The 23,803-nt window shown below is 55.9% G+C and carries 30 protein-coding genes and 3 tRNA genes; 22 read left to right on the top strand and 11 right to left on the bottom strand.

Annotation, left to right across the window (positions count from 1 at the left end; all coding sequences use genetic code 11):
• Window positions 1-11 precede the first annotated feature (11 nt).
• Genes ACZYTD_RS01210 through kdsD form a run of 10 tightly spaced genes read right to left on the bottom strand, consistent with a single transcriptional unit; the run spans window position 12 to window position 6,739 of the window.
• A complete protein-coding gene (locus tag ACZYTD_RS01210) occupies window positions 12-287 on the bottom strand; it encodes an HPr family phosphocarrier protein (RefSeq protein WP_463888088.1) in 276 nt (91 codons plus the stop codon).
• Window positions 274-1,140, bottom strand: coding sequence for an RNase adapter RapZ (gene rapZ, locus ACZYTD_RS01205; protein WP_463888085.1), 867 nt, complete (start codon window positions 1,138-1,140; stop codon window positions 274-276). The genes ACZYTD_RS01210 and rapZ overlap by 14 nt, the downstream gene beginning before the upstream one ends.
• A gap of 7 nt (window positions 1,141-1,147) precedes the next feature.
• Complete coding sequence (gene ptsN, locus ACZYTD_RS01200; protein ID WP_463888083.1) at window positions 1,148-1,594, bottom strand: PTS IIA-like nitrogen regulatory protein PtsN; 447 nt, start codon at window positions 1,592-1,594, stop codon at window positions 1,148-1,150.
• 2 nt (window positions 1,595-1,596) lie between these two features.
• Window positions 1,597-1,884: a ribosome hibernation promoting factor gene (hpf, locus tag ACZYTD_RS01195; protein ID WP_463888080.1), complete on the bottom strand. Its 288-nt coding sequence runs from the start codon at window positions 1,882-1,884 to the stop codon at window positions 1,597-1,599.
• A 21-nt stretch (window positions 1,885-1,905) separates the two neighbouring features.
• Window positions 1,906-3,372: an RNA polymerase factor sigma-54 gene (locus ACZYTD_RS01190; protein ID WP_463888077.1), complete on the bottom strand. Its 1,467-nt coding sequence runs from the start codon at window positions 3,370-3,372 to the stop codon at window positions 1,906-1,908.
• Window positions 3,373-3,428: 56 nt separating this feature from the next.
• Window positions 3,429-4,154 carry an LPS export ABC transporter ATP-binding protein gene (gene lptB, locus ACZYTD_RS01185; RefSeq protein ID WP_463888075.1) on the bottom strand — a complete coding sequence of 242 codons (726 nt, stop codon included), beginning with the start codon at window positions 4,152-4,154 and terminating at the stop codon, window positions 3,429-3,431.
• 3 nt (window positions 4,155-4,157) lie between these two features.
• Window positions 4,158-4,685, bottom strand: coding sequence for a lipopolysaccharide transport periplasmic protein LptA (gene lptA, locus ACZYTD_RS01180; protein WP_463888073.1), 528 nt, complete (start codon window positions 4,683-4,685; stop codon window positions 4,158-4,160).
• A complete protein-coding gene (gene lptC, locus ACZYTD_RS01175) occupies window positions 4,657-5,217 on the bottom strand; it encodes an LPS export ABC transporter periplasmic protein LptC (protein ID WP_463888070.1) in 561 nt (186 codons plus the stop codon). Before lptC ends, lptA begins: the two co-directional genes overlap by 29 nt.
• A complete protein-coding gene (kdsC, locus tag ACZYTD_RS01170) occupies window positions 5,214-5,762 on the bottom strand; it encodes a 3-deoxy-manno-octulosonate-8-phosphatase KdsC (protein ID WP_463888068.1) in 549 nt (182 codons plus the stop codon). The genes lptC and kdsC overlap by 4 nt, the downstream gene beginning before the upstream one ends.
• A gap of 2 nt (window positions 5,763-5,764) precedes the next feature.
• Window positions 5,765-6,739 carry an arabinose-5-phosphate isomerase KdsD gene (kdsD, locus tag ACZYTD_RS01165; protein WP_463888065.1) on the bottom strand — a complete coding sequence of 325 codons (975 nt, stop codon included), beginning with the start codon at window positions 6,737-6,739 and terminating at the stop codon, window positions 5,765-5,767.
• Between the two features lie 184 nt (window positions 6,740-6,923).
• On the opposite strand from kdsD, the gene mlaF reads away from it, so the two are divergent.
• The 12 genes from mlaF to birA all read left to right on the top strand — a co-directional run bounded on the left by mlaF (window position 6,924) and on the right by birA (window position 17,306).
• Window positions 6,924-7,712 carry a phospholipid ABC transporter ATP-binding protein MlaF gene (gene mlaF, locus ACZYTD_RS01160; RefSeq protein ID WP_463888062.1) on the top strand — a complete coding sequence of 263 codons (789 nt, stop codon included), beginning with the start codon at window positions 6,924-6,926 and terminating at the stop codon, window positions 7,710-7,712.
• Window positions 7,713-8,492, top strand: coding sequence for a lipid asymmetry maintenance ABC transporter permease subunit MlaE (gene mlaE / locus ACZYTD_RS01155; RefSeq protein WP_463888060.1), 780 nt, complete (start codon window positions 7,713-7,715; stop codon window positions 8,490-8,492).
• Between the two features lie 5 nt (window positions 8,493-8,497).
• On the top strand, window positions 8,498-8,971 hold the full coding sequence (gene mlaD, locus ACZYTD_RS01150; RefSeq protein ID WP_463888058.1) for an outer membrane lipid asymmetry maintenance protein MlaD: 474 nt from the start codon (window positions 8,498-8,500) through the stop codon (window positions 8,969-8,971).
• A gap of 11 nt (window positions 8,972-8,982) precedes the next feature.
• On the top strand, window positions 8,983-9,618 hold the full coding sequence (gene mlaC / locus ACZYTD_RS01145) for a phospholipid-binding protein MlaC (protein ID WP_463888055.1): 636 nt from the start codon (window positions 8,983-8,985) through the stop codon (window positions 9,616-9,618).
• Entirely contained in the window at window positions 9,615-9,905 is a 291-nt protein-coding gene (locus ACZYTD_RS01140) for an STAS domain-containing protein (RefSeq protein WP_463888053.1), read from the top strand. The genes mlaC and ACZYTD_RS01140 overlap by 4 nt, the downstream gene beginning before the upstream one ends.
• Complete coding sequence (gene ibaG, locus ACZYTD_RS01135; RefSeq protein ID WP_463888050.1) at window positions 9,892-10,152, top strand: BolA family iron metabolism protein IbaG; 261 nt, start codon at window positions 9,892-9,894, stop codon at window positions 10,150-10,152. Before ACZYTD_RS01140 ends, ibaG begins: the two co-directional genes overlap by 14 nt.
• Window positions 10,153-10,165: 13 nt before the next feature.
• Complete coding sequence (gene murA / locus ACZYTD_RS01130; protein WP_463888048.1) at window positions 10,166-11,425, top strand: UDP-N-acetylglucosamine 1-carboxyvinyltransferase; 1,260 nt, start codon at window positions 10,166-10,168, stop codon at window positions 11,423-11,425.
• A 370-nt stretch (window positions 11,426-11,795) separates the two neighbouring features.
• Window positions 11,796-12,257 carry a transcriptional regulator AsnC gene (gene asnC, locus ACZYTD_RS01125; RefSeq protein WP_463888046.1) on the top strand — a complete coding sequence of 154 codons (462 nt, stop codon included), beginning with the start codon at window positions 11,796-11,798 and terminating at the stop codon, window positions 12,255-12,257.
• Window positions 12,258-12,616: 359 nt separating this feature from the next.
• Window positions 12,617-13,075, top strand: coding sequence for a hypothetical protein (locus ACZYTD_RS01120; protein WP_463888044.1), 459 nt, complete (start codon window positions 12,617-12,619; stop codon window positions 13,073-13,075).
• 83 nt (window positions 13,076-13,158) lie between these two features.
• The gene (locus ACZYTD_RS01115) at window positions 13,159-15,213 is read left to right on the top strand and encodes a DNA topoisomerase III (RefSeq protein ID WP_463888041.1); all 2,055 of its coding nucleotides are present in this window, start codon (window positions 13,159-13,161) and stop codon (window positions 15,211-15,213) included.
• 90 nt (window positions 15,214-15,303) lie between these two features.
• Window positions 15,304-16,341, top strand: a complete 1,038-nt coding sequence (gene murB / locus ACZYTD_RS01110; RefSeq protein WP_463888038.1) for a UDP-N-acetylmuramate dehydrogenase — start codon at window positions 15,304-15,306, stop codon at window positions 16,339-16,341.
• Window positions 16,338-17,306 carry a bifunctional biotin--[acetyl-CoA-carboxylase] ligase/biotin operon repressor BirA gene (birA, locus tag ACZYTD_RS01105; protein WP_463888035.1) on the top strand — a complete coding sequence of 323 codons (969 nt, stop codon included), beginning with the start codon at window positions 16,338-16,340 and terminating at the stop codon, window positions 17,304-17,306. Before murB ends, birA begins: the two co-directional genes overlap by 4 nt.
• Before the next feature lie 21 nt (window positions 17,307-17,327).
• Here birA and coaA read toward each other — a convergent pair whose 3' ends face one another.
• Window positions 17,328-18,275 (bottom strand): type I pantothenate kinase, encoded by a 948-nt coding sequence (coaA, locus tag ACZYTD_RS01100; RefSeq protein WP_463888032.1) that lies wholly within the window; start codon window positions 18,273-18,275, stop codon window positions 17,328-17,330.
• Window positions 18,276-18,488: 213 nt separating this feature from the next.
• Between coaA and ACZYTD_RS01095 the strand changes: the two genes are divergently transcribed.
• From ACZYTD_RS01095 to rplL, 10 genes are all read left to right on the top strand, one after another.
• A tRNA-Tyr gene (locus ACZYTD_RS01095) sits at window positions 18,489-18,573 on the top strand.
• A 33-nt stretch (window positions 18,574-18,606) separates the two neighbouring features.
• Window positions 18,607-18,681: transfer RNA gene (locus ACZYTD_RS01090), tRNA-Gly, on the top strand.
• A 176-nt stretch (window positions 18,682-18,857) separates the two neighbouring features.
• Complete coding sequence (gene tuf, locus ACZYTD_RS01085) at window positions 18,858-20,042, top strand: elongation factor Tu (RefSeq protein ID WP_463887994.1); 1,185 nt, start codon at window positions 18,858-18,860, stop codon at window positions 20,040-20,042.
• Between the two features lie 50 nt (window positions 20,043-20,092).
• Window positions 20,093-20,169, top strand: a tRNA-Trp gene (locus tag ACZYTD_RS01080).
• A 64-nt stretch (window positions 20,170-20,233) separates the two neighbouring features.
• Window positions 20,234-20,617: a preprotein translocase subunit SecE gene (gene secE / locus ACZYTD_RS01075; protein WP_463888030.1), complete on the top strand. Its 384-nt coding sequence runs from the start codon at window positions 20,234-20,236 to the stop codon at window positions 20,615-20,617.
• Window positions 20,618-20,620: 3 nt separating this feature from the next.
• Window positions 20,621-21,163 carry a transcription termination/antitermination protein NusG gene (gene nusG, locus ACZYTD_RS01070; RefSeq protein WP_463888028.1) on the top strand — a complete coding sequence of 181 codons (543 nt, stop codon included), beginning with the start codon at window positions 20,621-20,623 and terminating at the stop codon, window positions 21,161-21,163.
• 130 nt (window positions 21,164-21,293) lie between these two features.
• Window positions 21,294-21,722: a 50S ribosomal protein L11 gene (gene rplK, locus ACZYTD_RS01065; RefSeq protein WP_463888025.1), complete on the top strand. Its 429-nt coding sequence runs from the start codon at window positions 21,294-21,296 to the stop codon at window positions 21,720-21,722.
• 4 nt (window positions 21,723-21,726) lie between these two features.
• On the top strand, window positions 21,727-22,431 hold the full coding sequence (gene rplA, locus ACZYTD_RS01060) for a 50S ribosomal protein L1 (RefSeq protein WP_463888023.1): 705 nt from the start codon (window positions 21,727-21,729) through the stop codon (window positions 22,429-22,431).
• A gap of 238 nt (window positions 22,432-22,669) precedes the next feature.
• Window positions 22,670-23,173 carry a 50S ribosomal protein L10 gene (gene rplJ, locus ACZYTD_RS01055; RefSeq protein WP_463888020.1) on the top strand — a complete coding sequence of 168 codons (504 nt, stop codon included), beginning with the start codon at window positions 22,670-22,672 and terminating at the stop codon, window positions 23,171-23,173.
• Between the two features lie 54 nt (window positions 23,174-23,227).
• Window positions 23,228-23,593: a 50S ribosomal protein L7/L12 gene (gene rplL / locus ACZYTD_RS01050; protein ID WP_463888017.1), complete on the top strand. Its 366-nt coding sequence runs from the start codon at window positions 23,228-23,230 to the stop codon at window positions 23,591-23,593.
• The last annotated feature ends 210 nt before the right edge of the window (window positions 23,594-23,803 follow it).

Raw genomic sequence — 23,803 nt, 5'->3', positions numbered from 1 at the left:
GGAGGTCAGACTCATTCCGCTTCATCAAAGCGGGCGGCCACTAGCTGTTCCACCGCAGCCATCACGGGTTCGGCATCTGCGCCTTCACAGACCACGCGTATGGTCTGGCCTTGGGCGGCTTCCAGCATCAGCAGACCCATCACTGAGTCGGCGCTGGCCTCTTTCTCACCGTTGCACACCATGATGGTGGCGCGAAAGCTAGAGGTGAGTTGAACCAGCTTGATGGCGGCGCGGGCATGCAGCCCCAACTTGTTGATGATGGGTAGGGTCTTCTCAACGCGGGGCATGTTTATTCTCCAGGGTGCGGTGCCGCACCTGCACATTCTTGCCTAGGCCGCGGAAGCTGGCCGCCAGTTGTTCGGTGATGAAGACGGATCTGTGTTGGCCCCCGGTGCAGCCGATGGCTACGGTCACGTAGCTGCGGTTGTTGCGCTCCAGATGGGGTAGCCAGGTGATGAGCAGGTTATCGATCTGCTGGGTATAGAGCAGCACATCGGGTTGGGCCATGAAGAAACGGCGCACCGGCTCATCCAGACCCGTGAGGGGCTTGAGCTCGGGGACCCAGTGTGGATTGGGCAGGAAGCGGGCATCAAAGACGAAGTCGGCATCTTTGGGGGTGCCATTCTTGAAGCCAAAGGATTCGAACACCAGCACCAGCTCTTTCTCTTTTTTGCCCAGAACCCGTTCGCAGATCTGCTCGCTCAGCTCGTGGATGCTGAGGTGGCTGGTATCGATGCGCAGGTCGGCACTGGAGGAGAGGGGAGCAAGCAGGTTGGTTTCATAGATGATGGCTTGATCCAGCGAGAGCTGCTTGCGCGACAGGGGGTGCAGACGGCGGCTTTCGCTGTAACGCTTGATCAGGGTGGCGTTGTCGGCATCGGTGAAGATGCTGGAGAATTCGATATCGCTGGCCTGACGGATCTGCCCCAACAGGGTGTCTATCTCGTCACTCTGCTCGGGGATGTTACGCACATCTATGCTGACAGCCAATTGGTCATACTTGTCGCGCAGCTCCCGCACCAGATGGGGCAGCAGGGAGACAGGCAGATTATCGACACAGTAGTAGCCGAGATCTTCCAGTACGCGCAGGGCTATGGTCTTGCCTGAGCCGGAACGGCCACTGACGACTATGAGTTTCATAGGCTGCTCAAGGGGTGATCATCAGTTGGTAGAGGGCATCGTCATCGGCGGCTTGCCGCAGTTGACGACAGAAGGTTTTGTCATTGAGCTTGCTGGCGATGAGGGAGAGGGTCTTGAGATGGATCTTGCACTCGCTCTCGGGCACCAACAGGGCAAAGAGGATATCGACCGGTTGATTGTCGATGGCATCAAAGGCGATGGGTTGTTCCAGGGTGAGAAACACTGCGGTCAGCGGGTGACCGTCGGGGATGCGACCATGAGGTATGGCAATGGCACCGCCTATACCTGTGCTGCCCATCTTCTCGCGGGCCAGCAGGCGCTCGAAAAGATCCTGCTCATCGAGACCCAGGCGGCGAGCGGCCAGCTCGCTGATGAGCTCGATGGCGCGCTTCTTACTAGAGCAAGGGACCGCACCATGGGTGCAGTCCCTGCTGAGAAAGTCCTGAATTAGCATGCTTATTTGCTGTTTAACTTTTCTTTATGCTTGATGATCTGGCGATCCAGCTTGTCGATCAGAGCGTCGATAGCGGCGTACATATCTTCATGCTGGGAGTTAGCGAAGATCTCACCGCCATTGACGTTGAGTTTGGCTTCGGCGATCTGGTTGAGCTTCTCAACTGTCAGAATAACTTGAACATTATTGATCTGTTCGAAGTGACGCTCCAGTTTGGCAAATTTGCTATTTACGAAGTCACGCAGCGGGTCGGTGATTTCAATATGATGACCTGACAGGTTAATTTGCATAACGTCTTCCTTTTTGTTGGTCTACAGCAGGCGTTTGCGCTGACTGGACGGGGGTATAGAGAGAGACTCACGATATTTCGCGATAGTCCGTCTGGCTACCATAATACCTTGTTCTGTAAGCAAATCCGCGATCTTGCTATCGCTTAAGGGTTTTGCCGTATTTTCCGCTGCGACCAGTTTCTTGATCAAGGCCCGGATCGCGGTGGATGAGCACTCCCCTCCATTATCAGTATTGACGTGACTGGAGAAAAAGTATTTAAGTTCGAAAATTCCTCTGGGGGTATGCATGAATTTTTGTGTGGTTACCCGGGATATGGTGGATTCATGCATTTCCACCGACTCGGCCACATCGTTCAGTACCATGGGCTTCATCGCCTCTTCACCATACTCGAAGAAGTCTTGTTGCTGTTGCACTATGCAGGTGGCTACTTTGAGCAGGGTCTCGTTACGGCTCTCCAGACTCTTGATGAACCACTTGGCCTCCTGCAAGTGTGAGCGAATAAACTGGCTGTCGCTGCTGTTGCGGGCATGGCGGGCCATGGCGGCGTAAGTTTCGTTGATGCGGATCTTGGGCATGGCATCCGGGTTGAGTTCGACCATCCATTTACCGTGCTTCTTGCTGACGGCCACATCGGGAATGACATATTGGGAGTCACTCTGGATGACGCTGTTACCCGGGCGAGGTTCCAGGTTGAGGATGATATCCAGCGCCTCTTTCAGATCCCCCTCCTTGAGTTGCATCTTGCGCGCCAGGTTGCGGTAGTCGCGGCTGCCCAGCAGATCCATGTGCTCCTGCAGCATAACCTTGGCTTCGGCGAGCCAGGGTGTGGTTGGGGCGTATTGGCCCAGCTGAATGAGTAGACACTCCTGCACGCTGCGGGCCGCGACCCCGATAGGATCGAAGTGCTGGATGCGCTTGAGCACGGCTTCCACTTCATCCAGATCGACTTCTCTATCGTCGGCCTGCACCGCCTGCAGTATGTCGTCCAGCTCTGTGGTCAGATAGCCGGACTCATCTATGCCATCTATGATAGAGAGGGCGATGGCCTGGTCCAGCTCGCTGAACGGGGTCAGGTGCATCTGCCAGAGCAGATAGTCCTGCAGGGTTTCTGTGGTCTCCCCCTGATAGATGGAGTCATCGTCACTGGAGGGCAGGCCACTGGGTTGATTGGCTCCGGCGGTATAGACCTCATCCCAGGTGGTATCCATGGGCAGCTCATCGGGCATATTATCCTGATTGAGTGCCTCGCCTGTGTCCATCTGGCTCTCATCGTGTTCGTTGTCATGCTCAGCGTCATGCTCCTCCGACACTTGAGGCGCGTCCAGGTTGTCACTCTCCTCCTGCTCCAGCAGCGGATTGGCATCCAGCGCTTGCTGGATCTCCTGCTGTAGCTCCAGGGTGGAGAGTTGCAACAAGCGGATGGCCTGCTGAAGTTGTGGCGTCATGGCCAGCGATTGGCCCAGTCGCAACTGTAGAGTCGGTTTCATCGACGTTGGTGTGTCCTTATGCTGTACTTGTGAATAATCAGTCTCAGCATCAATTGCTAGAGGGTGAATCCTTCGCCCAGGTAGACCTGTTTCACTTGTTCATTGTGCAAAACTTCGTCGGGAGTGCCTTCGGCAATCAGTTGACCATGACTGACGATATAGGCTTTCTCACAGACATCCAAGGTTTCCCGTACATTATGATCGGTAATTAATACCCCAAGCCCGCGATCCCGTAAATGCTCAATGATGCGTTTGATGTCGATGACCGAGATGGGATCCACACCGGCAAAGGGTTCATCCAGCAGAATAAATCTGGGCTCGGCAGCCAGGGCTCTGGCGATTTCTACCCGTCGTCGCTCGCCACCGGAGAGACTCATGCCAAGGTTCTTGCGGATATGGGTAATGTGAAATTCTTCGAGAAGGGACTCCATCTTATCCAAGCGCTCAGCCTTGCTGAGGTTCTGGCCAACCTCAAGTACGCCCATCAGATTCTCCTCCACCGTCAGTCGACGGAAGATGGAGGCCTCCTGGGGGAGATAGCCGATGCCGTTGCGGGCCCGTTCATGCATGGGCAGCGTCGTGATGTCCATGTCATCTATGGTGACGCTGCCGCCATCCTGGGGTACCAGGCCCACTATCATGTAAAATGAGGTGGTCTTACCGGCGCCGTTGGGGCCGAGTAGACCCACGACCTGGCCTGTCTCTACCTGCAGGCTGACATCACTGACTACCTTGCGGCTCTTGTAGCTTTTTTGCAGGTGCTGGGCATTGAGCAGGCTCATCTATTATTTACCCCCCTTGCTGTTCTGCTGCTGCACCTGCTCGGGTAGGAACACTGTCTTCACCCGGGAGCCCTTCTTGGCACTTTCGGCCATCATCTGTTGCTTTTCGATGTCATAGCGGATGAGGTCGCCATTAACTTGGCTATCTTCTTGTTTCAGCTCGGCATTATTCGTCAGCACCACCAGTTTTTCTTTGAGCTTGTAGCTTAGTTGATCCGCTTTGGCATTGACTGGCTTGCCATTATCCAGCACCTGGAAGAAGGTGGCGGGCTTGCCGTAGGCGATCATCTCCTCGGCCCCCTGCTCGCCATGGCGAATGACCTCTACCTTGTCGGCGGTGATCTTGATGGTGCCTTGGGTGATGATGACGTCATCGAGGAAGGTGATCTTGTTGGAGGCGAGCTCAGCCTGCTGGCGCAGTGAGTCTACATAGATCTTTTCTTTATAGTCTGACTGCTTGGCCTGTACAGCAAAGGCGCATAGCAGCAGACAACAGAGCAACTTAATGGGGTGGGTTGTAATAGACGGCATGGCTGTTACCCAGTAATTGATAAATTTTTTGCTTCAGCTGGCCTTTGAAGCCAACCCCTTGATTGTGAAAACCCGGGCCCTCCATCTCAACCTTGAGATTGGTCCGAACCTGCTGGCTGCCTAGGTCCATCTCCAGATATTCGGTGCGGATCTGTGTCACGGCACTATCAGGCTGTAGATTATCTATCTTCACCTGTTCACGCAGGATGGCATTGTCATCCTTATTCAGCACCCCTTTTTGGCCCGTGATGCGCCAATCAGGGCGGCCCTGGGCATCATTGACTGTGATGACAGGCTGTTCCAGCTCGGTCATCTCCAGCTGGTCGTAGTGTTCGGCATACTTGGCCTGGAGCCGCTGTTTGAGTTGCCCCTGTTGATCATAGTGCAGGGTCGTCAACTGGCGTGCAGTAAAATTGGGTTGAAAGATGGCACGGGTATGACCATCCAGCTCATCCTGACTCGGATCAAACCAGCGCCACAGTACCAAGGCGCAGATAAACAGCAGCAGTATGCCCAGATTCTGTCGGTTCATATCGAGGCTCCGCTGGCCGACTCCAGATGCCCCTGGGCCTGCAGCAGCAGATCGCACACCTCGCGGACCGCTCCCTCTCCCCCCTTGAGCGTGGTGACCCATCTGGCGGCTCGCCGCACCAGTGGATGGGCATCGGCGACTGCCACCCCCACGGCGCAGTGACGGATCACGGGGATGTCGATGACATCGTCACCTATATAGGCGGCTTGAGCTGCCGTGAGACCCAGCTTGTCCAGCAGATCCTGGAAGGCGGGCAGTTTATCGCCCTGGCCTTGATAGACATGCTCAATCCCCAGGCTCTGCATACGATCGGCCACGATACGCGATGAGCGCCCTGTGATGACTGCCACTTCGATACCGATATCCCGGATGGCTTTGAGACCAAAACCATCCTTGGTGTGGAAGGTCTTGAGCTCTTCGCCGTTATTGCCCAAGTAGATGCGGCCATCGGAGAGGACGCCATCCACATCGCAGACCAGCAGCCGAATTTCGCCTGCGGCAGTGTAGAGCTCGCTGGAGATGGGGCCATATAGGGTTTCGACCATGGTTAGACTACTCCAGCCTTGAGTACATCGTGCATGTTGAAGGCTCCCAGTGGTCGATTGTTGTCATCGACCACGACCAAGCCGTTGATCTTGCGCGTTTGCATCAGTTGCACCGCCTCGGCGGCCAGCATATCGGGAGGCACGGTAATGCAACCGACATGAATGACTTGCGAGATGGGAGTATGGTGAATATCCAGCTGTTGATCCAGGATGCGTCGCAGATCCCCATCGGTGAAGATGCCGAGCAGAGTACCATCCCCATTGATCACGGTTGTCATGCCTAGTCCCTTACGGCTCATCTCAAGCAGAGCCTGACTGATAGTGGCATCTCGGGGCACGGCGGGTAGCAGCTCACCACTATGCATCAGATCCCTGTTGCGCAGCAGCAGCTTGCGGCCTAAGGCCCCACCAGGATGAGAGAGGGCAAAGTCATCTGCGGTGAAGCCGCGGGCTTCCAGTAGGGCGACAGCCAGAGCATCGCCCATTACCAGCGTGGCCGTGGTGCTGGAGGTAGGCGCCAGCCCCAATGGGCAGGCCTCCTGGGGGGTCTGGATACACAGATGCACGTTGGATTCGCGAGCCATGGTGGAGTGGGGGTTGCCCGTCATGCAGATCAGTGGGTTGCCCCAGCGTTTGAGCACAGGTAGCAAGGCTATGATTTCATTACTCTCGCCCGAGTTGGAGATGGCGATCACCACATCTTGCGGGCTGACCATGCCCAGATCCCCATGGCTGGCCTCACCAGGGTGTACGAAGAAGGCCGGGGTGCCGGTGCTCGCCAGGGTGGCGGCGATCTTGCGGGCTATGTGCCCGGATTTACCCATGCCCATGACCACCACCTTACCCTGGCAGGCTAGCAAGCGCTGGCAGGCGTGGACGAAGTTGTCATTGATGAATTCACGCAACCCCTGCAGGGCGGCAATCTCAATATCCAGAACGCGATTGGCGCTCTGGCGATAATCAAACTGTGCTGACATTAACGCGGACTCCGCAACCGTTACCTGGCGATTATATGGGAGTCGGGCGACAGATGCGAATTGAGGGGGGCAGCCTGGCCTAAACAAAAACTCAACCAGATCGGGTTAAGGGCCGGTTAAGGTTGCGAGAATGATCACGCTCCCTATACTATGCGCGATAATCGACCGAATAGTGGAGCTCCATTTGAGTGATGATTTAATCCAGGTCTCCGATCTGAGTTTCAGCCACGGTGATAGACTCCTGTATGACAACGTCAGTCTGACCATACCCCGTGGCAAGATCACGGCCTTCATGGGGCCCAGTGGCATTGGTAAAACCACCCTGTTGCGGTTGATTGGCGGCCAGATCCGTCCCGATCATGGGCAGATTCTGTTTGATGGTCAGAATGTTCCGGCGCTATCCCGCAGGGAGCTTTATACCCTGCGCAAACGTATGAGCATGCTGTTCCAGAGTGGGGCCCTGTTTACCGGTCTGAATGTCTTCGATAACGTGGCCTTTCCTCTGCGTGAACATACCGCCTTACCCGAGGAGCTGATCCGCACCCTGGTGCTGATGAAGCTGGAGTGTGTCGGTCTGCGTGGCGCCGCTCAGTTGATGCCCTCCGAACTCTCTGGCGGCATGGCGCGTCGGGCGGCCCTGGCGCGCGCCATTGCCCTGGATCCAGAACTTATCATGTATGATGAGCCCTTTACTGGTCAGGATCCCATCACCATGGCGGTCTTGGTCAAGCTCATCAGTCAGCTCAACAAGACGCTGGGCATTACCTCGGTCATCGTCTCTCACGATGTAGCCGAAGTATTGAGTATTGCCGATTACGTCTATCTCATCGCCAACCGCAAGGTGGTAGCTCATGGTACGCCGACTCAGCTGCGTGACGAAGCCAACCCCGAGGTGGCGCAATTTGTTCAGGGTCTGCCGGATGGCCCTGTGCCATTTCATTACCCGGCCAACGATTATCTGCAGGATCTCTAGATGTTGGTGGAGCGTATTTCTCAATTAGGCCGTCGTGGCATGAAAAACCTGCTGGCGATAGGGCGTGCCACCATAATGCTGTATCACGCCTTGGTGGGGCGGCCCGAGCCACGTAAACATTTTCCCTTGTTGGTGCAGCAACTCTATGTGGTGGGGGTGCAGTCGGTACTCATCATCCTGGTTTCGGGCCTGTTTATTGGCATGGTACTGGGGTTGCAGGGTTATAACGTGCTGGTGGAGTATGGTGCGGAAAGTAGCCTGGGGCCGTTAGTCTCCCTCTCGTTACTGCGTGAGCTGGGCCCGGTCGTGGCGGCTCTGCTCTTTGCCGGGCGCGCGGGTTCGGCCCTGACAGCCGAAATTGGTTTGATGAAGGCCACCGAGCAGCTCTCCAGCCTGGAGATGATGGCCATAGATCCACTGCGTCGCATTGTCTCGCCTCGTTTTTGGGCCGGAATCATCAGCTTGCCGCTGTTGGCGCTGATGTTCAGTCTGGTTGGCATCTATGGTGGCAAGCTGGTGGGTGTGGACTGGCTGGGGGCCGATGAAGGTTCATTCTGGTCCGGGATGCAGGCCGCCGTGGATTTGAATGAAGATGTGGTGCAAGGCTTTATCAAGAGTCTGATGTTTGCCCTGGTGGTTACCTGGATTGCGCTGTTCAATGGCTATGATGCCAAGCCTACGGCGGCGGGCATCTCCCAGGCGACAACGCGCACTGTAGTACACTCCTCCCTGGCTGTGCTGGGGCTCGATTTTGTTTTGACTGCTGTCATGTTTGGATGAAAAGAATGAAATTCAGCAAAGTAGAGTTCACCGTCGGTTGCTTCATGTTGGCGGGTGTCCTGGCGGGTATATTGCTGGCCTTCAAGGTGGCTGGATTTACCTTTGAGGCCCAGAGCGATAGCTACACCCTCTATGCCCGATTCGATAACATAGGGGGTCTCAAGGTGCGCTCACCGGTGAAGATCGGTGGCGTGGTGGTGGGCCGGGTGGCGGACATCAGCCTGGATACGAAAAATTTTGCGCCTGTGGTGCAACTGCAGGTGCAGAAGCGTTACGACCAACTGGCCAGTACCTCTACCGCCTCGATTCTTACGTCAGGGTTGCTGGGGGAGCAGTATGTGGGGCTGACGCCTGGGTTTATGGATGAAGAGATGGGGACGACTATTCTGAAATCCGGTGACCGGATTGAAGACACTAAGTCCGCACTCGTATTGGAGGACTTGATCGGCAAGTTCCTCTATAGCCAAAGTAATAAATGAGGTAGCGCTCCATGCTGAAAAAGATGTTATCGGTTTGCTCCCTGTTGTTGACCCTGGTCATGGGTTGCCAGGCTGCGGCTTACCCAGCCGATCCTTATGCCCTGGTCACCGAGGCGGCCAATAAGACCTTCGGCCGTCTGAATAAGGACCAGGCGCGCATCCGCGCCGAACCGGACTACCTGCGCCAAGTCATCCGCGAAGAGCTGATGCCCTATGTGGATAATAAATTTGCCTCCTTCAAGGTGATTGGCAGCAATATCAAGGAGACGACGCCAGAGCAGCGTGATCGTTTCACCGCCGCCTTCACCGATTACATAATTGCCACTTATGCCGATGCGCTGGCCAAGTATGACAATCAGACCATCAAGGTAGAGCCGGCCAAGCCGCTCAATGGCGACAAGATTGTTTCCGTGAATGTGGCCGTGACTACCCCGGGTAAACCCGACATCAGCGTGGTCTTCAAGCTGCGGCAAAATAGCAAAACCGGTGAATGGAAGGCCTTTGACATGGTGGCCGAGAATGTTAGCCTGCTCGCCTCCAAGCAGTCCGAACTGGGTGGCATGATCCGCGACAAGGGGATTGATGCCGTCAGCCAGATGCTGGAGGAACACAACAAAAAACCCCTCACCGGGGCGAAGAAGTCATGATCCTCCAGGGTGCCATCGATACCCGGCAGGTAACGCTCTGGTGGCTGGAGCGCGAGGCGCTGTTTGCTGAGCCAGAGCTCATGCTCCATGAGGTCAGCTCGGTGGATTCAGCCGGCTTGGCGTTTCTGGTCAAGTGGGCCAAGGCCCAGCAGCAGCTGGGTGGGCGCCTGCGTCTGCTGGGGGTTCCGCAACAGTTGCAACGGTTGCTCACCCTGTATGGGGTTGATGGTCTGTTTGAACTGGAAGCCACTTCATTTTCCGAGATGAGAAAAGATGCAACCAACTGAGATTGAGAGTATCCTGCGGGCCGCCTTGCCGCTGGATGAGATCTACGCCAAGGGTGATGATGGCAGTCACTTCCAAGTGATTGTGGTCGGTGCGCTGTTTGACGGCATGAGCCGGGTCAAGAAGCAGCAAACCGTCTATGCCCCCCTGATGGAGCACATTGCCTCCAATGCCATCCATGCATTGAGCATCAAGGCTTTCACTCCCGATGAGTGGAAGCGCGAAAAGAAATTTATCTTGCCCTCTTGAGGGAACGGGTTTCATGGACAAATTCAAAATTACTGGTGGTTGCACCCTGCAGGGTGATGTGACCATTTCTGGCGCCAAGAATGCGGCGCTACCAATCCTGTTCGCCAGTTTGTTGTGTGATGAAGAGATCCATCTCTCCAATGTTCCCCGTCTTAAGGATGTGGCGACCACGCTCAAGCTGTTGGAAATTCTCGGTGCCACCGTTAAAACCAACGGTAACGTCACAGTGCTGGCCGGCGCGGTCAATCACCACATAGCCCCCTATGAACTGGTGAAGACCATGCGCGCCTCCATCCTGGCGCTGGGTCCGCTCACCGCTCGCTTTGGCATGGCCGATGTGTCCTTACCGGGTGGTTGCGCCATCGGCGCGCGCCCGGTCAATCTGCATATCCATGGTCTGGAGCAGATGGGCGCCAAGATAGTGGTGGAAGAGGGCTACATCAAGGCTCGGGTCGAGGGACGTCTCAAGGGCGCACATATCCTGATGGATATGGTGTCGGTGACCGGTACCGAAAACCTGATGATGGCGGCCGTACTGGCCGAGGGTCGCACCGTGATCGAAAATGCGGCGCGGGAGCCTGAGGTGGTCGATCTGGCCAACTTCCTCATCGCGCTGGGTGCCAAGATCCAGGGTGTCGGTACCGACACGCTCACCATTGATGGCGTCGAAAAGCTCCATGGTGGTGAGTATCGGGTGCAACCGGATCGTATCGAGACCGGTACCTTCCTGGTTGGCGCGGCTATCTCGGGTGGGTGTATCACCTGCCATGATACCGATCCCTCCCTGCTGGAGGCGGTGCTGGTCAAGCTGGAAGATGCCGGCGCCTTGATCGAAAAGGGCAGCAACTGGATCAAACTGGACATGCGCGGTCGTACGCTCAAGCCAGTTAATATCACGACCGCGCCTTACCCGGCCTTTCCCACCGACATGCAGGCCCAGTTCACCGTGTTGAATGCGGTCGCCAAGGGGACAGGCATGGTCACCGAGACCATATTCGAGAACCGTTTCATGCACGTTCCCGAGTTAGTCCGGATGGGGGCCGACGTGGAGCTGCAGGGCAATACCGCTGTCTGTCGCGACACCGAGCACCTGAGCGGTGCCCAGGTGATGGCCACCGACTTGCGCGCTTCTGCCAGCCTGGTCTTGGCCGGCTTCGTGGCCCATGGCACGACTATAGTCGACCGTATTTACCATATCGATCGGGGCTATGAAGATATCGAAGGCAAGCTGCGGGGTCTGGGTGGCCAGATCGAACGGCTTCACGGCGAATAAGAGTTCGCATAGTCGAAGAGCCTCGCCCAGTGCGGGGCTTTTTTGTCCGTGCAATTCGCCAACTTGTGGCGCAGAAAAAGAAAAAGGCCGGAAAACCGGCCAATAAAATGAGGAATGAAGAGTCATCTAACGTGGGTAGAGCCGATGACCCCAGGTGATCCAGTCTCTCTTCAGCGGCCGGCTCTTGTAGCCAGAGAAGAGGTTCAGCGGGCGTGACTCCGGAACAACATGCTGAAACAACCTAACGAGGCATATCATCACCATTCTGGTCTTTTAGATCAATATTCAATACATTAAAAACCAGGAATGCATTTTTTTGTTTAACAAAATCGGCAAAAATTGATGTTTTATCTAAAAATAGGCTATCAGAATGGGTGATATTCATCGAATCGATAATCTGGACCGCAGCATTATCTCGGCCCTGCAGCAGGATGCCCGCATTGCCTATGCCGAGTTAGCCAAACGGCTGGCCGTCAGTCCGGCGACTATTCATGTGCGAGTGGAGAAACTGCGGCAAGCGGGCATCATCACCGGCACTCAGGCCACGGTCAGCGCCAGGCAGTTGGGTTACGATGTCTGTTGCTTCATCGGTATCAATCTCAAGAGTGCCCGTGATTACAGTGCCGCCCTGGCCCGTCTTACCCTGCTGGATGAGGTGGTGGAGGCTTACTACACCACGGGCCACTACAACATCTTCATCAAGGTGATGACCCGCTCCATAGATGAACTGCACACGCTGCTAACCGACCGGATCCAGGCCATAGAGGAGATCCAGTCCACCGAGACGTTGATCTCCTTGCATAACCCTATTTCCCGTCAGGTGGTGCCATGAGGCGCCGATCCAGTCTGGTTGGTTCGCCTGATTGCCGCGGATAATCGTAGCCTGGCTCACAGCCTCTCTCTTTTCCCCTGAGCCTGGCTGGCATTTATCGCTACCAGCATAGATAGTTAAGAGGTAATCGAACGTAATTCCGAGGTGTATCATGTCGAGTTATCTGTTTTTACCACCTTTTTTGGCTTATCTGTTGTTATTTCTGGTCAGCAATCTGGCGCGAGCCTTCTCCTAGTTCAAGATCCTCTTTTATCTCGTTTTTTCGCCGCCGATTGTCTATCCTCGTTAACGTTTTCTCATGAGCTCGGGTTATCGACCCGAGCTTGGGTGTGCGCTTTTCATGATGAGGGAGTGGACAAATGGAAGACCTGTGGGCGTTAGGCCATGCCGATGATTCATTTGGTGGCTCGGTACTGAGCAGCAAGGGCAATCAGTGGCTCTGGTTTAATGATCGAGATGAAGTGCTGGATTACCTGCTCAGCGATTATGTGGATTTGCTGGCCGATACCGGTGAGCTGGATGAGGAGCAGTGCGAAGCGGCCCGGGAGCGTTTCACCGATCTGGTCGAAAGCTGTGGCGATGATCAGCAGCTGGTGGAAGAGCTCAATGAGCTATCGGTGGATTTGCGGCACATCCTCTGGTTTGGTCCCCTCTCTGAGCTGGCGGCAGGACATGAGACATTTGCACGGGCCTTACGCCATTTTTATTGGCAGCAGCAAGGGGATGAAGATGATCCTGATGCGCCCGTACCGGTGGAGCAGTGGGGCGAGTTGGTGGAAATGCTGGATGATTTTCTCATCGAGGGTGACTACCACTGATGAGTTGACTCCGTTGGCTTGGCAAATGGCTGTCTATGGTTGATACTGTTTTTATATACAGATAAACCCAGCCGAGCCTGATCATGCGTCTCTATATTGCCGAAAAACCCAGTCTGGGGCGAGCCATAGCCGAGGTGTTGCCGCGCCCCCATGAGAAAGGCGAGGGCTTTATCCGTGCGGGCAATGGCGATGTGGTGAGTTGGTGTATCGGCCACCTGCTGGAGCAGGCTGAGCCTGAGCAGTATGATGCTCGCTTCAAATCCTGGCAGTGGCCGACCCTGCCTATCATTCCGGAACAGTGGCAGCTGAATCCGCGAGCCGCCAGTCGTGCCCAGTTGAGTGTACTCAAACGCTGGGTATCGCAGGCTGATGAGATAGTTCATGCTGGCGATCCCGACCGGGAAGGGCAGCTGCTGGTGGATGAGGTGATCTCCTACCTCAAGGTGGCCAAACCCAAGCGCGATATCATGCTGCGTTGTCTGATCAGCGATCTCAACCCTCCCGCGGTACGCCGGGCCCTGGAGTCTCTGCGCAGCAACCGGGAGTTTCTGCCCTTGAGCACCTCGGCCCTGGCTCGCTCTCGTGCCGATTGGCTCTATGGTATCAATATGACCCGCGCCTATACCCTGCTGGCCCGTGACAGCGGCAGCCAGGCCCTGCTCTCGGTGGGGCGGGTGCAGACGCCTGTATTGGGGCTGGTGGTGCGACGGGATGCCGAGATCGCCGCCTTTGTCAGTAAACCCTTCTTCGAGGTTAAAGCCCATCTGCTGACGGAGGCCGGTGCCGCTTTTACCGCGCTCTGGCTCCCTTCGGAGGCCTGTCAGCCCTGGCAGGATGAGGAGGGGTGGGTGCTCTCTCGCCCTTTGGCGCAGAAAGTCGTGGATCGCATCTCGGGGCAAGCGGGCCGGGTGCTGGGTTGCGAGAGCAAGCTGAACAAGCAGGCGCCGCCTTTACCCTATAACCTCTCAGCCTTGCAGATAGATGCCTCCCGCCAGCTTAGCCTGACCCCGCAGCGGGTCTTGGATCTCTGCCAGGTGCTGTATGAGCGGCATAAACTCATCACCTACCCTCGCTCTGATTCCCGTTACCTACCCGCGGAGCATTTGGGGCGCGCCGGCGCTGTCATCCAGGCCATCGCCAGCGTACAGCCTGATCTCGCCGCCGCCGCGACCGGTTGCGATATGAGCTTGCGCTCCCAAGCCTGGAATGACGCCAAGGTGACGGCCCATCATGCCATCATACCCACAGAGCGTCAGAGTAAGGCCGAGAGCTTAAGCCGTGAGGAGCTGGCGCTCTACGCTTTGATTGCCAGGCAGTATTTGATGCAGTTCTATCCTGCCCTACAGAGCCGGGATACCCGGACCGAAATCGAGATAGCCGGTGGCCGCTTTTTGGCCAAGGGGCGGCAGGTGTTGGTGCTGGGGTGGCGTGGGTTGCTACCACAGCGTCAGCCCCAAGAGGGCGACGAAGAGCCGAGTGCTCAGTTGCCGTCGCTGGAGAAGGGGCAGCCCCTGCAGTGCCAGCGTGGCGAGCTAGTGGAAAAGCAGACTCAGCCTCCCAAGCCGTTTACGGACGCCACCCTGCTGGCCGCCATGACGGGGATTGCCCGCTATGTGCAGGATGGTGAGTTAAAGCGCATCCTTCGCGATACCGATGGTCTGGGGACCGAGGCGACCCGGGCCGGGATCCTGGAGCTGCTCTTCAAGCGCAACTTTTTGAGCCGCCAAGGCAAGAGTATCCGGGCGACGATCACAGGACAGGCGCTGATCCAGGCCTTGCCTATGAGTGCTTCCCTGCCTGATATGACGGCGCGTTGGGAGCGGGCGCTTAACAGCATAGAGCAGCGGGAGTTGCCCTATCTGGGCTTTATGCAGCCGTTGCAACAGGAGTTGGGGCAGCTAATAGGCGAGGCCAAAGAGAGCCACTCCCGACTCTCCTCCCTGTTGGCAGCCTTGCCAGCGGCCACTGTGCGTAGTGGCAAGGGCAAGATGGCAAGAGGTCATAAGGCGGCTGGCAATAAGAGCGCTGCGGGTGAGCGGCGGCCTTCGGTTAGGAGTAGCCGCTCAGCCAGGGGAACAACAGGCACAGCTGCACCATCTGGGCGAGGCCGCCGCAAAACCCAAGCACCTCAGGAGTGACAGGGGGACGGCGCCTGAGCCGCGATGCCTCGGCGTTGGGTCAACGTAGGGAATAGGGTACACTTTGCCCCGTCTTGATGAGGAGCCCCTATGACCCCAACCGCGCAATTTGATCTCTCGCCTTGTAATAGCTTTGGCATGCAGGCCCATGCGGCCTGGGGTTTCCCCTTCACCTCCTTGGCCGAGCTGCAGGCCCTGTTGGTGGAGCCACGATGGTTGGTCATGCCGCGTCTGGTCCTGGGTGGCGGTAGCAACGTGCTTTTTACGTGTGACTTTGAGGGATTGGTGTTGCTCAACCGCCTGCGAGGCATTGAGGTGCGAGAAGATGAAACGCACTGGCATCTGCAGGTGGCCGCCGGGGAAAACTGGCATGAATTGGTAACCTGGAGCTTGGCCCAGGGCATGGCTGGACTGGAAAACATGGCGCTGATCCCTGGGGCTGTGGGGGCGGCACCGGTGCAAAACATAGGAGCCTATGGGGTCGAGTTCTGTCGTTACTGTGACTACGTAGAGGCTTGGAACCTATTCGAGGCCCGGCTGGAGCGGATCCCCGCCGCCGAGTGCGGTTTCGGTTATCGGGATAGCCACTTCAAAGGCAAGTGGCAACAGAGTCATATCATCACGGCCGTGGGTCTTTGCTTGCCTAAGCTGTGGCAGCCGGTGGTGGGCTATGGCCCCCTGCGGGAGTTGGGGGAGAGTCCGACACCACAGCAGATCTTTGACGCTGTCTGCCGTTTGCGGCTAGAGAAGTTGCCGCAACCTGAGGTGCTGGGCAATGCGGGCAGTTTCTTCAAGAATCCGACCGTCAGCGCCGAGCAAGCCGAGGCGCTGGCTGCCCGCTATCCCACCATGCCGCGCTATGCCCAGCCAGATGGTCGCGTCAAATTGGCTGCCGGTTGGCTCATCGAGCAGGCGGGGCTCAAGGGCCATGTCCAGGGGCGGGCCGCAGTGCATAGTCAGCAGGCGCTGGTGTTGGTGAATCTGGGGGGCGCTTCGGCTCAGGAGATCCTGGATCTGGCGCGCCTGGTGCAACAGCAGGTCAGGGCGCAGTTTGCCGTACAGCTGGAGCCTGAGGTGCGCTTCATCGGCGCTCAGGCAGAGGTGAAGTTGGCTGAGGTGACGGCATGAAGCGCTTGAGCGAGCGGCAACTGGCCCTGCTGCAGTTGCTGGCCGATGGTGGGTTTCACTCTGGTGAGCAGATAGGTTTGCGCCTGGCCATCAGCCGGGCGGCGGTGAGCCAACAGATCAAGGGGCTCAAGGCCCTGGGGCTGGATATTTACAGTGTCTCAGGTAAGGGACATGCCCTGGCTCAGCCCTTGGAACTGCTGGATCCCGCTCTATTACAACAAGACGCTGGTGAAGCCCCCATCCATTGCGTCGCCGTCATTGATTCGACCAACCGTTACATGATGAGCCGCTTGGCTGATTGGCAAAAGGGTGAGTGTCTCTTGGCCGAATGTCAAACCGCCGGCCGAGGCCGACGCGGGCGCCACTGGGTCTCCCCGTTTGGCGGCCAGCTCATCCTCAGTCTCTACTGGCGACTGGAGGAGGGGATGGCTGCGGCCATGGGCTTGAGTCTAGTGGTGGGAGTGGCGCTGGCTGAGACGCTACAGGCGGCAGGTTATCGGGATGTGGGGTTGAAATGGCCTAACGATCTCTATGCTCAAGGGCAAAAGCTAGCGGGCATTCTGGTCGAGATGTCAGCCATTGCCGGTGGCAGTTGTCATGTGGTGATAGGGATAGGGGTGAACCTGGCTATGCCTGCGCAATTTGCCACCGAGATTGCTCAGCCCTGGACGGCACTCGCGGCCATCACTCCCGCCCCTGTGCCGCGCAATCGACTGACGGCAGATCTCATCCTGCATCTGCGCCGGGCCCTGTTGGAATTTGAGCAGAATGGTTTGGCGCCGTTCATCGAGCGTTGGAATGGTCTGGATGTCTATCGTGACAAGCCGGTGCGGCTGTTATTGGGTGAGCAGGAAATTCGTGGAGTAGCTCGAGGGATTGATGTTCAGGGAGGCTTGGTGCTGGAAACCAGCTCTGGGGTACAAACCTATGTGGGGGGCGAGATCTCATTGCGCGGGGCTGAATAAGCCCCGGCAAGACGAGGCGGGTTACTTGCGCAGTTTGACCTGTTCGATGGCGTGAGCCGCTCCCTTGGTCAACACCAGGCTGGCGCGTTCGCGGGTTGGCAATATGTTGGCCTTCAGATTGGGGTAGTTGATCTCATCCCAGATGTTGCTGGCGATGGCGATCGATTCGGCCTCGGTGAGTGCCGAATAATGGTGAAAATAACAGCTGGGGTCGGCAAAGGCGCCTTTGCGGAATCGCAAGAAGCGCTCCACGTACCAGCTCTTGAGCAGCGACTCTTCTGCATCTACATAGATGGAGAAGTCCACGAAGTCCGAGACGAAGACATGGTGCGGGTCATGGGGGTAATCCATACCGCTCTGTAAGACATTTAGCCCTTCAATGATCAGTATGTCCGGTTGCTCCACCCGTTTTTCGGCATCGGGGATGATGTCGTAGATGTGGTGAGAGTAGATGGGGGCACTGACACTCGCACATCCGGCCTTGATATCGGCGACGAAGTTGACCAGGCGCCGCATATCATAGGATTGCGGAAACCCCTTCTTTTTCATCAGGCCCCGGGCTTCCAGCTCGGCGTTAGCGTAGAGGAAGCCATCTGTGGTGATGAGTTCTACCTTGGGGTGTTCTGGCCAGCGATCCAGCAGCGCTTGCAGGATGCGCGCCGTGGTGCTCTTGCCTACGGCGACGCTGCCGGCAATGCTGATCACATAGGGTAGGTGGGAAGGGGTCGTTCCCAGAAACTGGTCAATGACCTTGCTGCGACTCTGCCGTGCCTTGACGTAGAGGTTGAGCAGGCGAGATAGCGGCAGGTAGATGTCGCGAACTTCATCCAGCGAGAGTTCATCATGGATACCACGCAGGTGGATCAGATCATCTTCCGTCAGGGTAAGGGGTACAGCCGCGCGCAGTTCGGACCACTGTTCACGGGAAAAACTCAGATAAGGAGACAAGTGGCCAGTGTCGATTGTCATGCAATACTCCCTCATTTTGCAGGGGGGACATTACACCAAGGGGGTATTTGTCACAAGCGACAGGGCGAGTCGAGCCGTGGGCTTTTACTATTTTCCCCGTGGTTTAGCTAAAAAAACAGCGGAGGCGGTGTTGCCTCCGGCCATTTTGATCTCATAGAATGCGCCAGTGCTCGTACAGTGGGTCGTCTGGTGACGAACTGTTGTCGCACGTCTGGAGGGGTTCCCGAGCGGCCAAAGGGATCAGACTGTAAATCTGACGGCTCTGCCTTCGAAGGTTCGAATCCTTCTCCCTCCACCATTTCTGGCTTTATGAGTCTGGGTCAGAGAGCAAGCGGGCATCGTATAATGGCTATTACCTCAGCCTTCCAAGCTGATGACGCGGGTTCGATTCCCGCTGCCCGCTCCAATCCTTGTGATGAACGCTACTCGCATAGTCTATGCCTCCCCAGAGGGAAAATAGGCTGAATGTCTGTGCTGTGTCTGCTATTCCGCTTCTCTGATGCCTTTTTGTTGTATACTGCGCGCGCAAAAAACCGTGGTTAACTAGCCACCACCTGAACCGTGATAGTTAGAGGGACGAGCATGTCTAAAGAAAAATTTGAACGTACAAAACCCCACGTTAACGTAGGTACTATCGGCCACGTTGACCACGGTAAGACCACCCTGACTGCCGCCATCACCGCAGTGCTGGCCAAGACTTACGGCGGTAAGGCCTTCGCTTTCGACCAAATCGACAAGGCACCGGAAGAAAAGGCTCGTGGTATCACCATCAACACCTCTCACGTTGAATACGACACCCCGGCTCGTCACTACGCACACGTAGACTGCCCGGGCCACGCCGACTACGTGAAGAACATGATCACCGGTGCTGCTCAAATGGACGGCGCTATCCTGGTTGTTGCTGCGACTGACGGCCCAATGCCGCAAACTCGTGAGCACATCCTGCTGGGTCGCCAGGTAGGCGTTCCGTACATCATCGTGTTCCTGAACAAGTGCGACATGGTTGATGACGAAGAGCTGCTGGATCTGGTGGAGATGGAAGTTCGTGAACTTCTGTCCGAGTACAACTTCCCAGGCGACGACACGCCGATCATCCGTGGTTCCGCGCTGAAGGCGCTGGAAGGCGACGCAGCGTGGGAAGGCAAGATCATCGAACTGGCTGCTGCCCTGGATTCTTACATCCCTGAGCCAGAGCGTGCTATCGACCTGCCGTTCCTGCTGCCAATCGAAGACGTATTCTCTATCGCTGGCCGTGGTACCGTAGTGACCGGTCGTGTTGAGCGCGGTATCGTCAAGGTTGGTGAAGAAGTTGCCATCATCGGCATCAAAGAAACCACCAAGACCACCTGTACTGGCGTGGAAATGTTCCGCAAGCTGCTGGACGAAGGCCGTGCTGGTGAGAACGTAGGTGTTCTGCTGCGTGGTATCAAGCGTGAAGACGTTGAGCGTGGTCAGGTTCTGGCTAAGCCTAACACCATCACCCCGCACACCAAGTTTGAATCTGAAGTGTACGTGCTGTCCAAGGAAGAAGGCGGTCGTCATACCCCATTCTTCAAGGGCTACCGTCCACAGTTCTACTTCCGTACCACAGACGTAACTGGCACCATCGAGCTGCCAGAAGGCGTGGAAATGGTTATGCCAGGCGATAACATCAAGATGGTCGTAACTCTGATCTGCCCAATCGCGATGGACGAAGGTCTGCGTTTTGCCATCCGTGAAGGTGGTCGTACTGTAGGCGCCGGCGTTGTTGCCAAGGTTATCGAGTAATCTAGGCTGACAAACGCAACAAAGCCCCTATAATAGGGGCTTTGTTTTGCAGGGGCGTAGTTCCAATTGGTAGAACAGCGGTCTCCAAAACCGATGGTTGGGGGTTCGAATCCCTCCGCCCCTGCCAGCTTACCTCGCCGCGTGCGGGGCTTTCGCGTCTTTAAATGAGTCATTTTAAACAGGTAGGTTGTATGAGTGTGAATACTGAGATCCAGGGCGGCAGCAAGGCCAAAGATACCCTGTTGTGGTGCCTGGTTTTCATCATCCTGGCGGCCGCTATCATGGGTAACTATGTTTACAGCGAGCACGCACTGTTCGTCCGTATTGTCGGCGTAGTGGGTTCTGTGGTAGTGGCAGCCGTAGTGGCGCTACAGACCGAAAAGGGCAAAACACTGATCCTGTTCAGTCGCGAATCCCTGCGTGAAGTGCGTAAGGTGGTATGGCCAACCCGCCAGGAGAGCGTTCAGACAACCTTGATCATCTTTGCTGTTGTCGCTGTCATGGGGTTGTTCCTGTTCCTGTTAGATGGGGCTCTCATCTGGTTGGTGGATTTGATTACCGGAGTTAAGGGTTAAACCATGAGTGAGCAACGCATGAGATGGTACGTGGTCCAGGCTTTTTCTGGTTATGAAGGCCGGGTTGCCAAGTCCCTCAAAGAACATATCAAGATGCACGGCATGGAAGACAAATTCGGTGAGGTACTGGTACCTACCGAAGAAGTGATCGAAATGCGCGCCGGGCAGAAACGCAAGAGTGAACGCAAATTCTTCCCTGGCTATGTGCTGGTGCAGATGTTGATGGATGAAACCTCCTGGCACTTGGTGCGTAGCGTACCGCGCGTGATGGGTTTCATCGGCGGCACCTCGGATCGTCCGGCACCTATCTCTGATAAGGAAGCGGATGCCATTCTGAATCGCCTGCAAGAGTCTATCGATAAGCCGAAGCCCAAGACCCTGTTCGAGCCGGGTGAAGTGGTTCGTGTCAGCGATGGCCCCTTTGCCGACTTCCAGGGTGTGGTCGAAGAGGTGGATTACGAAAAGAGCCGCCTGAAGGTCTCCGTACTCATCTTTGGTCGTTCCACTCCCGTGGAGTTGGATTTCGGTCAAGTCGAAAAAGCCTGATTTTTACGCAGGTATGCTTGTCAGGGGTAGTGGATCTCTCTATAATTCGCTGCCCCTTTTTTCTTGGGGAGCCGATGAGGAGCTCGAAAGAGGTCCGAGGCGCTAGAACCCATTCTGAGGTAATTTATAAATGGCTAAGAAAGTCACAGCTTATATCAAGCTGCAAGTTAAGGCTGGCAGCGCAAACCCATCGCCACCCGTAGGTCCGGCTCTGGGTCAACACGGTGTTAACATCATGGAATTCTGTAAGGCGTTCAACGCCCGTACAGAAAAACTGGAGAAGGGTGCCCCGACTCCGGTTGTTATTACCGTGTATAGCGACCGCTCCTTCACCTTTGAAACCAAGACTCCGCCAGCATCTTTCCTGCTGAAGAAGGCCGCTGGTATCACCGCTGGCTCTGCCAAGCCGCACAAAGATAAGGTGGGTAAGGTTTCTCACGCTCAACTGCTTGAAATCGCCAAGACCAAGGAATCGGATATGACCGGTGCTGATCTTGAAGCGATGGCTCGCTGTATCGCGGGTTCTGCCCGTTCCATGGGCCTGGTAGTAGAGGATTAAGACAATGGCTAAACTGACCAAGCGCATGCGCGTGATCCGTGAAAAGGTTGATGGTACCAAAGAGTATGGCATCACCGAAGCCGTTACCCTGCTGAAGGAACTGGCTACTGCCAAGTTCGTTGAAAGCGTTGACGTTGCCGTTAACCTGGGTATCGATGCTCGTAAATCTGACCAAAACGTTCGTGGTGCCACCGTACTGCCTAACGGCACCGGCCGTACCGTTCGCGTTGCCGTATTTACCCAAGGTGCCAATGCCGAAGCCGCCAAGGCTGCCGGTGCTGACCTGGTCGGTATGGAAGATCTGGCTGAACAGATCAAGAAAGGCGAAATGAACTTCGACGTCGTTATTGCTTCTCCGGATGCAATGCGCGTTGTTGGTCAACTGGGTCAAATCCTCGGCCCACGTGGCCTGATGCCTAACCCGAAAGTTGGTACTGTAACGCCGAACGTTGCCGAAGCCGTGAACAACGCTAAGGCCGGTCAGGTTCGTTATCGTAACGACAAGAACGGTATCATCCATACCACTCTGGGTAAGGTTGATTTTACCACTGAGCAACTGCAACAAAACCTGGAAGCCCTGCTGAGCGCCCTGAAAAAGGCCAAGCCGTCTACTTCCAAGGGGCAGTTCATCAAGAAGGTAAGCATCTCCACCACTATGGGTGCCGGTGTTGCCGTTGATCAATCTACTCTGGTTACCAGCGCTGCTTAATTGAGCGTTTACAAAGGGGCGAAATTTAGTTAAAATTCCGCCCCTTATTTGGTTGGGGGTCTCGACTCCCGTCCAAGACCGCAGGTGGCGCAAGCCTTAATCCCCTGCGTAGACGGTGCCGCGGACACCAGCGAGAAAGATTTACTTTCTTCTGGATTCTGCCACCGAGTTCTCCCTCACAAAGGGAGTTGTTGTCAGTTCTGGGCTCGCCCAGATTAAACTCCAGGAGTTAAAGCCAATGGCATTAGGACTCGAAGACAAAAAAGCGATTGTCGCTGAAGTCACCGAAGCTGCCAAAGGCGCACTGTCTGCTGTTGCCGCCGATTCTCGCGGCGTAACCGTAGCCAAGATGACCACTCTGCGTAAGTCTGCTCGTGAAGCAGGCGTTTACATGCGCGTTGTTCGTAACACTCTGCTGACTCGTGCAGTGGAAGGTTCCGACTTCGAATGCATGAAAGACGTATTTGTTGGTCCGACCCTGATCGCTTTCTCTAACGAACACCCGGGCGCTGCTGCTCGTCTGTTCAAAGAGTTTGCCAAGGCGAACGATAAGTTCTCCATCAAGGGTGGTGCGTTCCAGGGTGAATTCATCCCTGCAGCTAAAATTGATCGTCTGGCAACGCTGCCGACTTACGAAGAAGCATTGGCAAAGTTGATGGCTACCATGAAGGAAGCCGCAGCTGGCAAGCTGGTTCGTACTATCGCAGCTCTGCGCGACAAGAAAGAAGCCGAAGCCGCTTAATTCTTGTAACAGATTGTTTTTACATTAAACTTCAAACGACAGGAACTTTTTGTCATGTCTATCACTAAAGACCAAATCATCGAAGCCGTTGCTTCCATGTCCGTAATGGACGTAGTTGAACTGATCACCGCTATGGAAGAGAAGTTCGGCGTTTCTGCTGCCGCTGCTGTTGCTGCCGGCCCGGCTGTTGTTGAAGCCGTTGAAGAGCAAACCGAGTTCAACGTTATCCTGACTGCTGTCGGCGCTAACAAGGTTTCCGTCATCAAGGCAGTTCGTGCCGCTACCGCTCTGGGCCTGAAAGAAGCCAAGGACCTGGTAGAAGCCGCTCCGACTCCGGTCAAGGAAGGCGTCTCCAAGGACGAAGCCGAAGCTCTGAAGAAAGAGCTGGAAGCTGCCGGTGCTTCTGTTGAAGTTAAGTAATCTGTATCCCTACAGATTAGCGGCCTGAAAATTTTTCAGGCTAGGGCTGGTGAATATTTATTCACCGGCCCTTTTGCGCTGTAAGCTGATGGGATTTCCGCACCGTTTAGTCCATCAGTCGTTAGCAGTGCGCCAGGTGAATGCCTGGTCACAAAGCGGTGTTGATACAAAGAAACTGTCCTCGTCGGGGACAGCGTGGGTCACTTTTCA

It is taken from the genome of Pseudaeromonas sp. HNCC25DJ180 (assembly GCF_055413345.1).
Note: the sequence above shows the minus strand (reverse complement) of the source record. Positions and strands in the feature narration are given on the sequence as shown.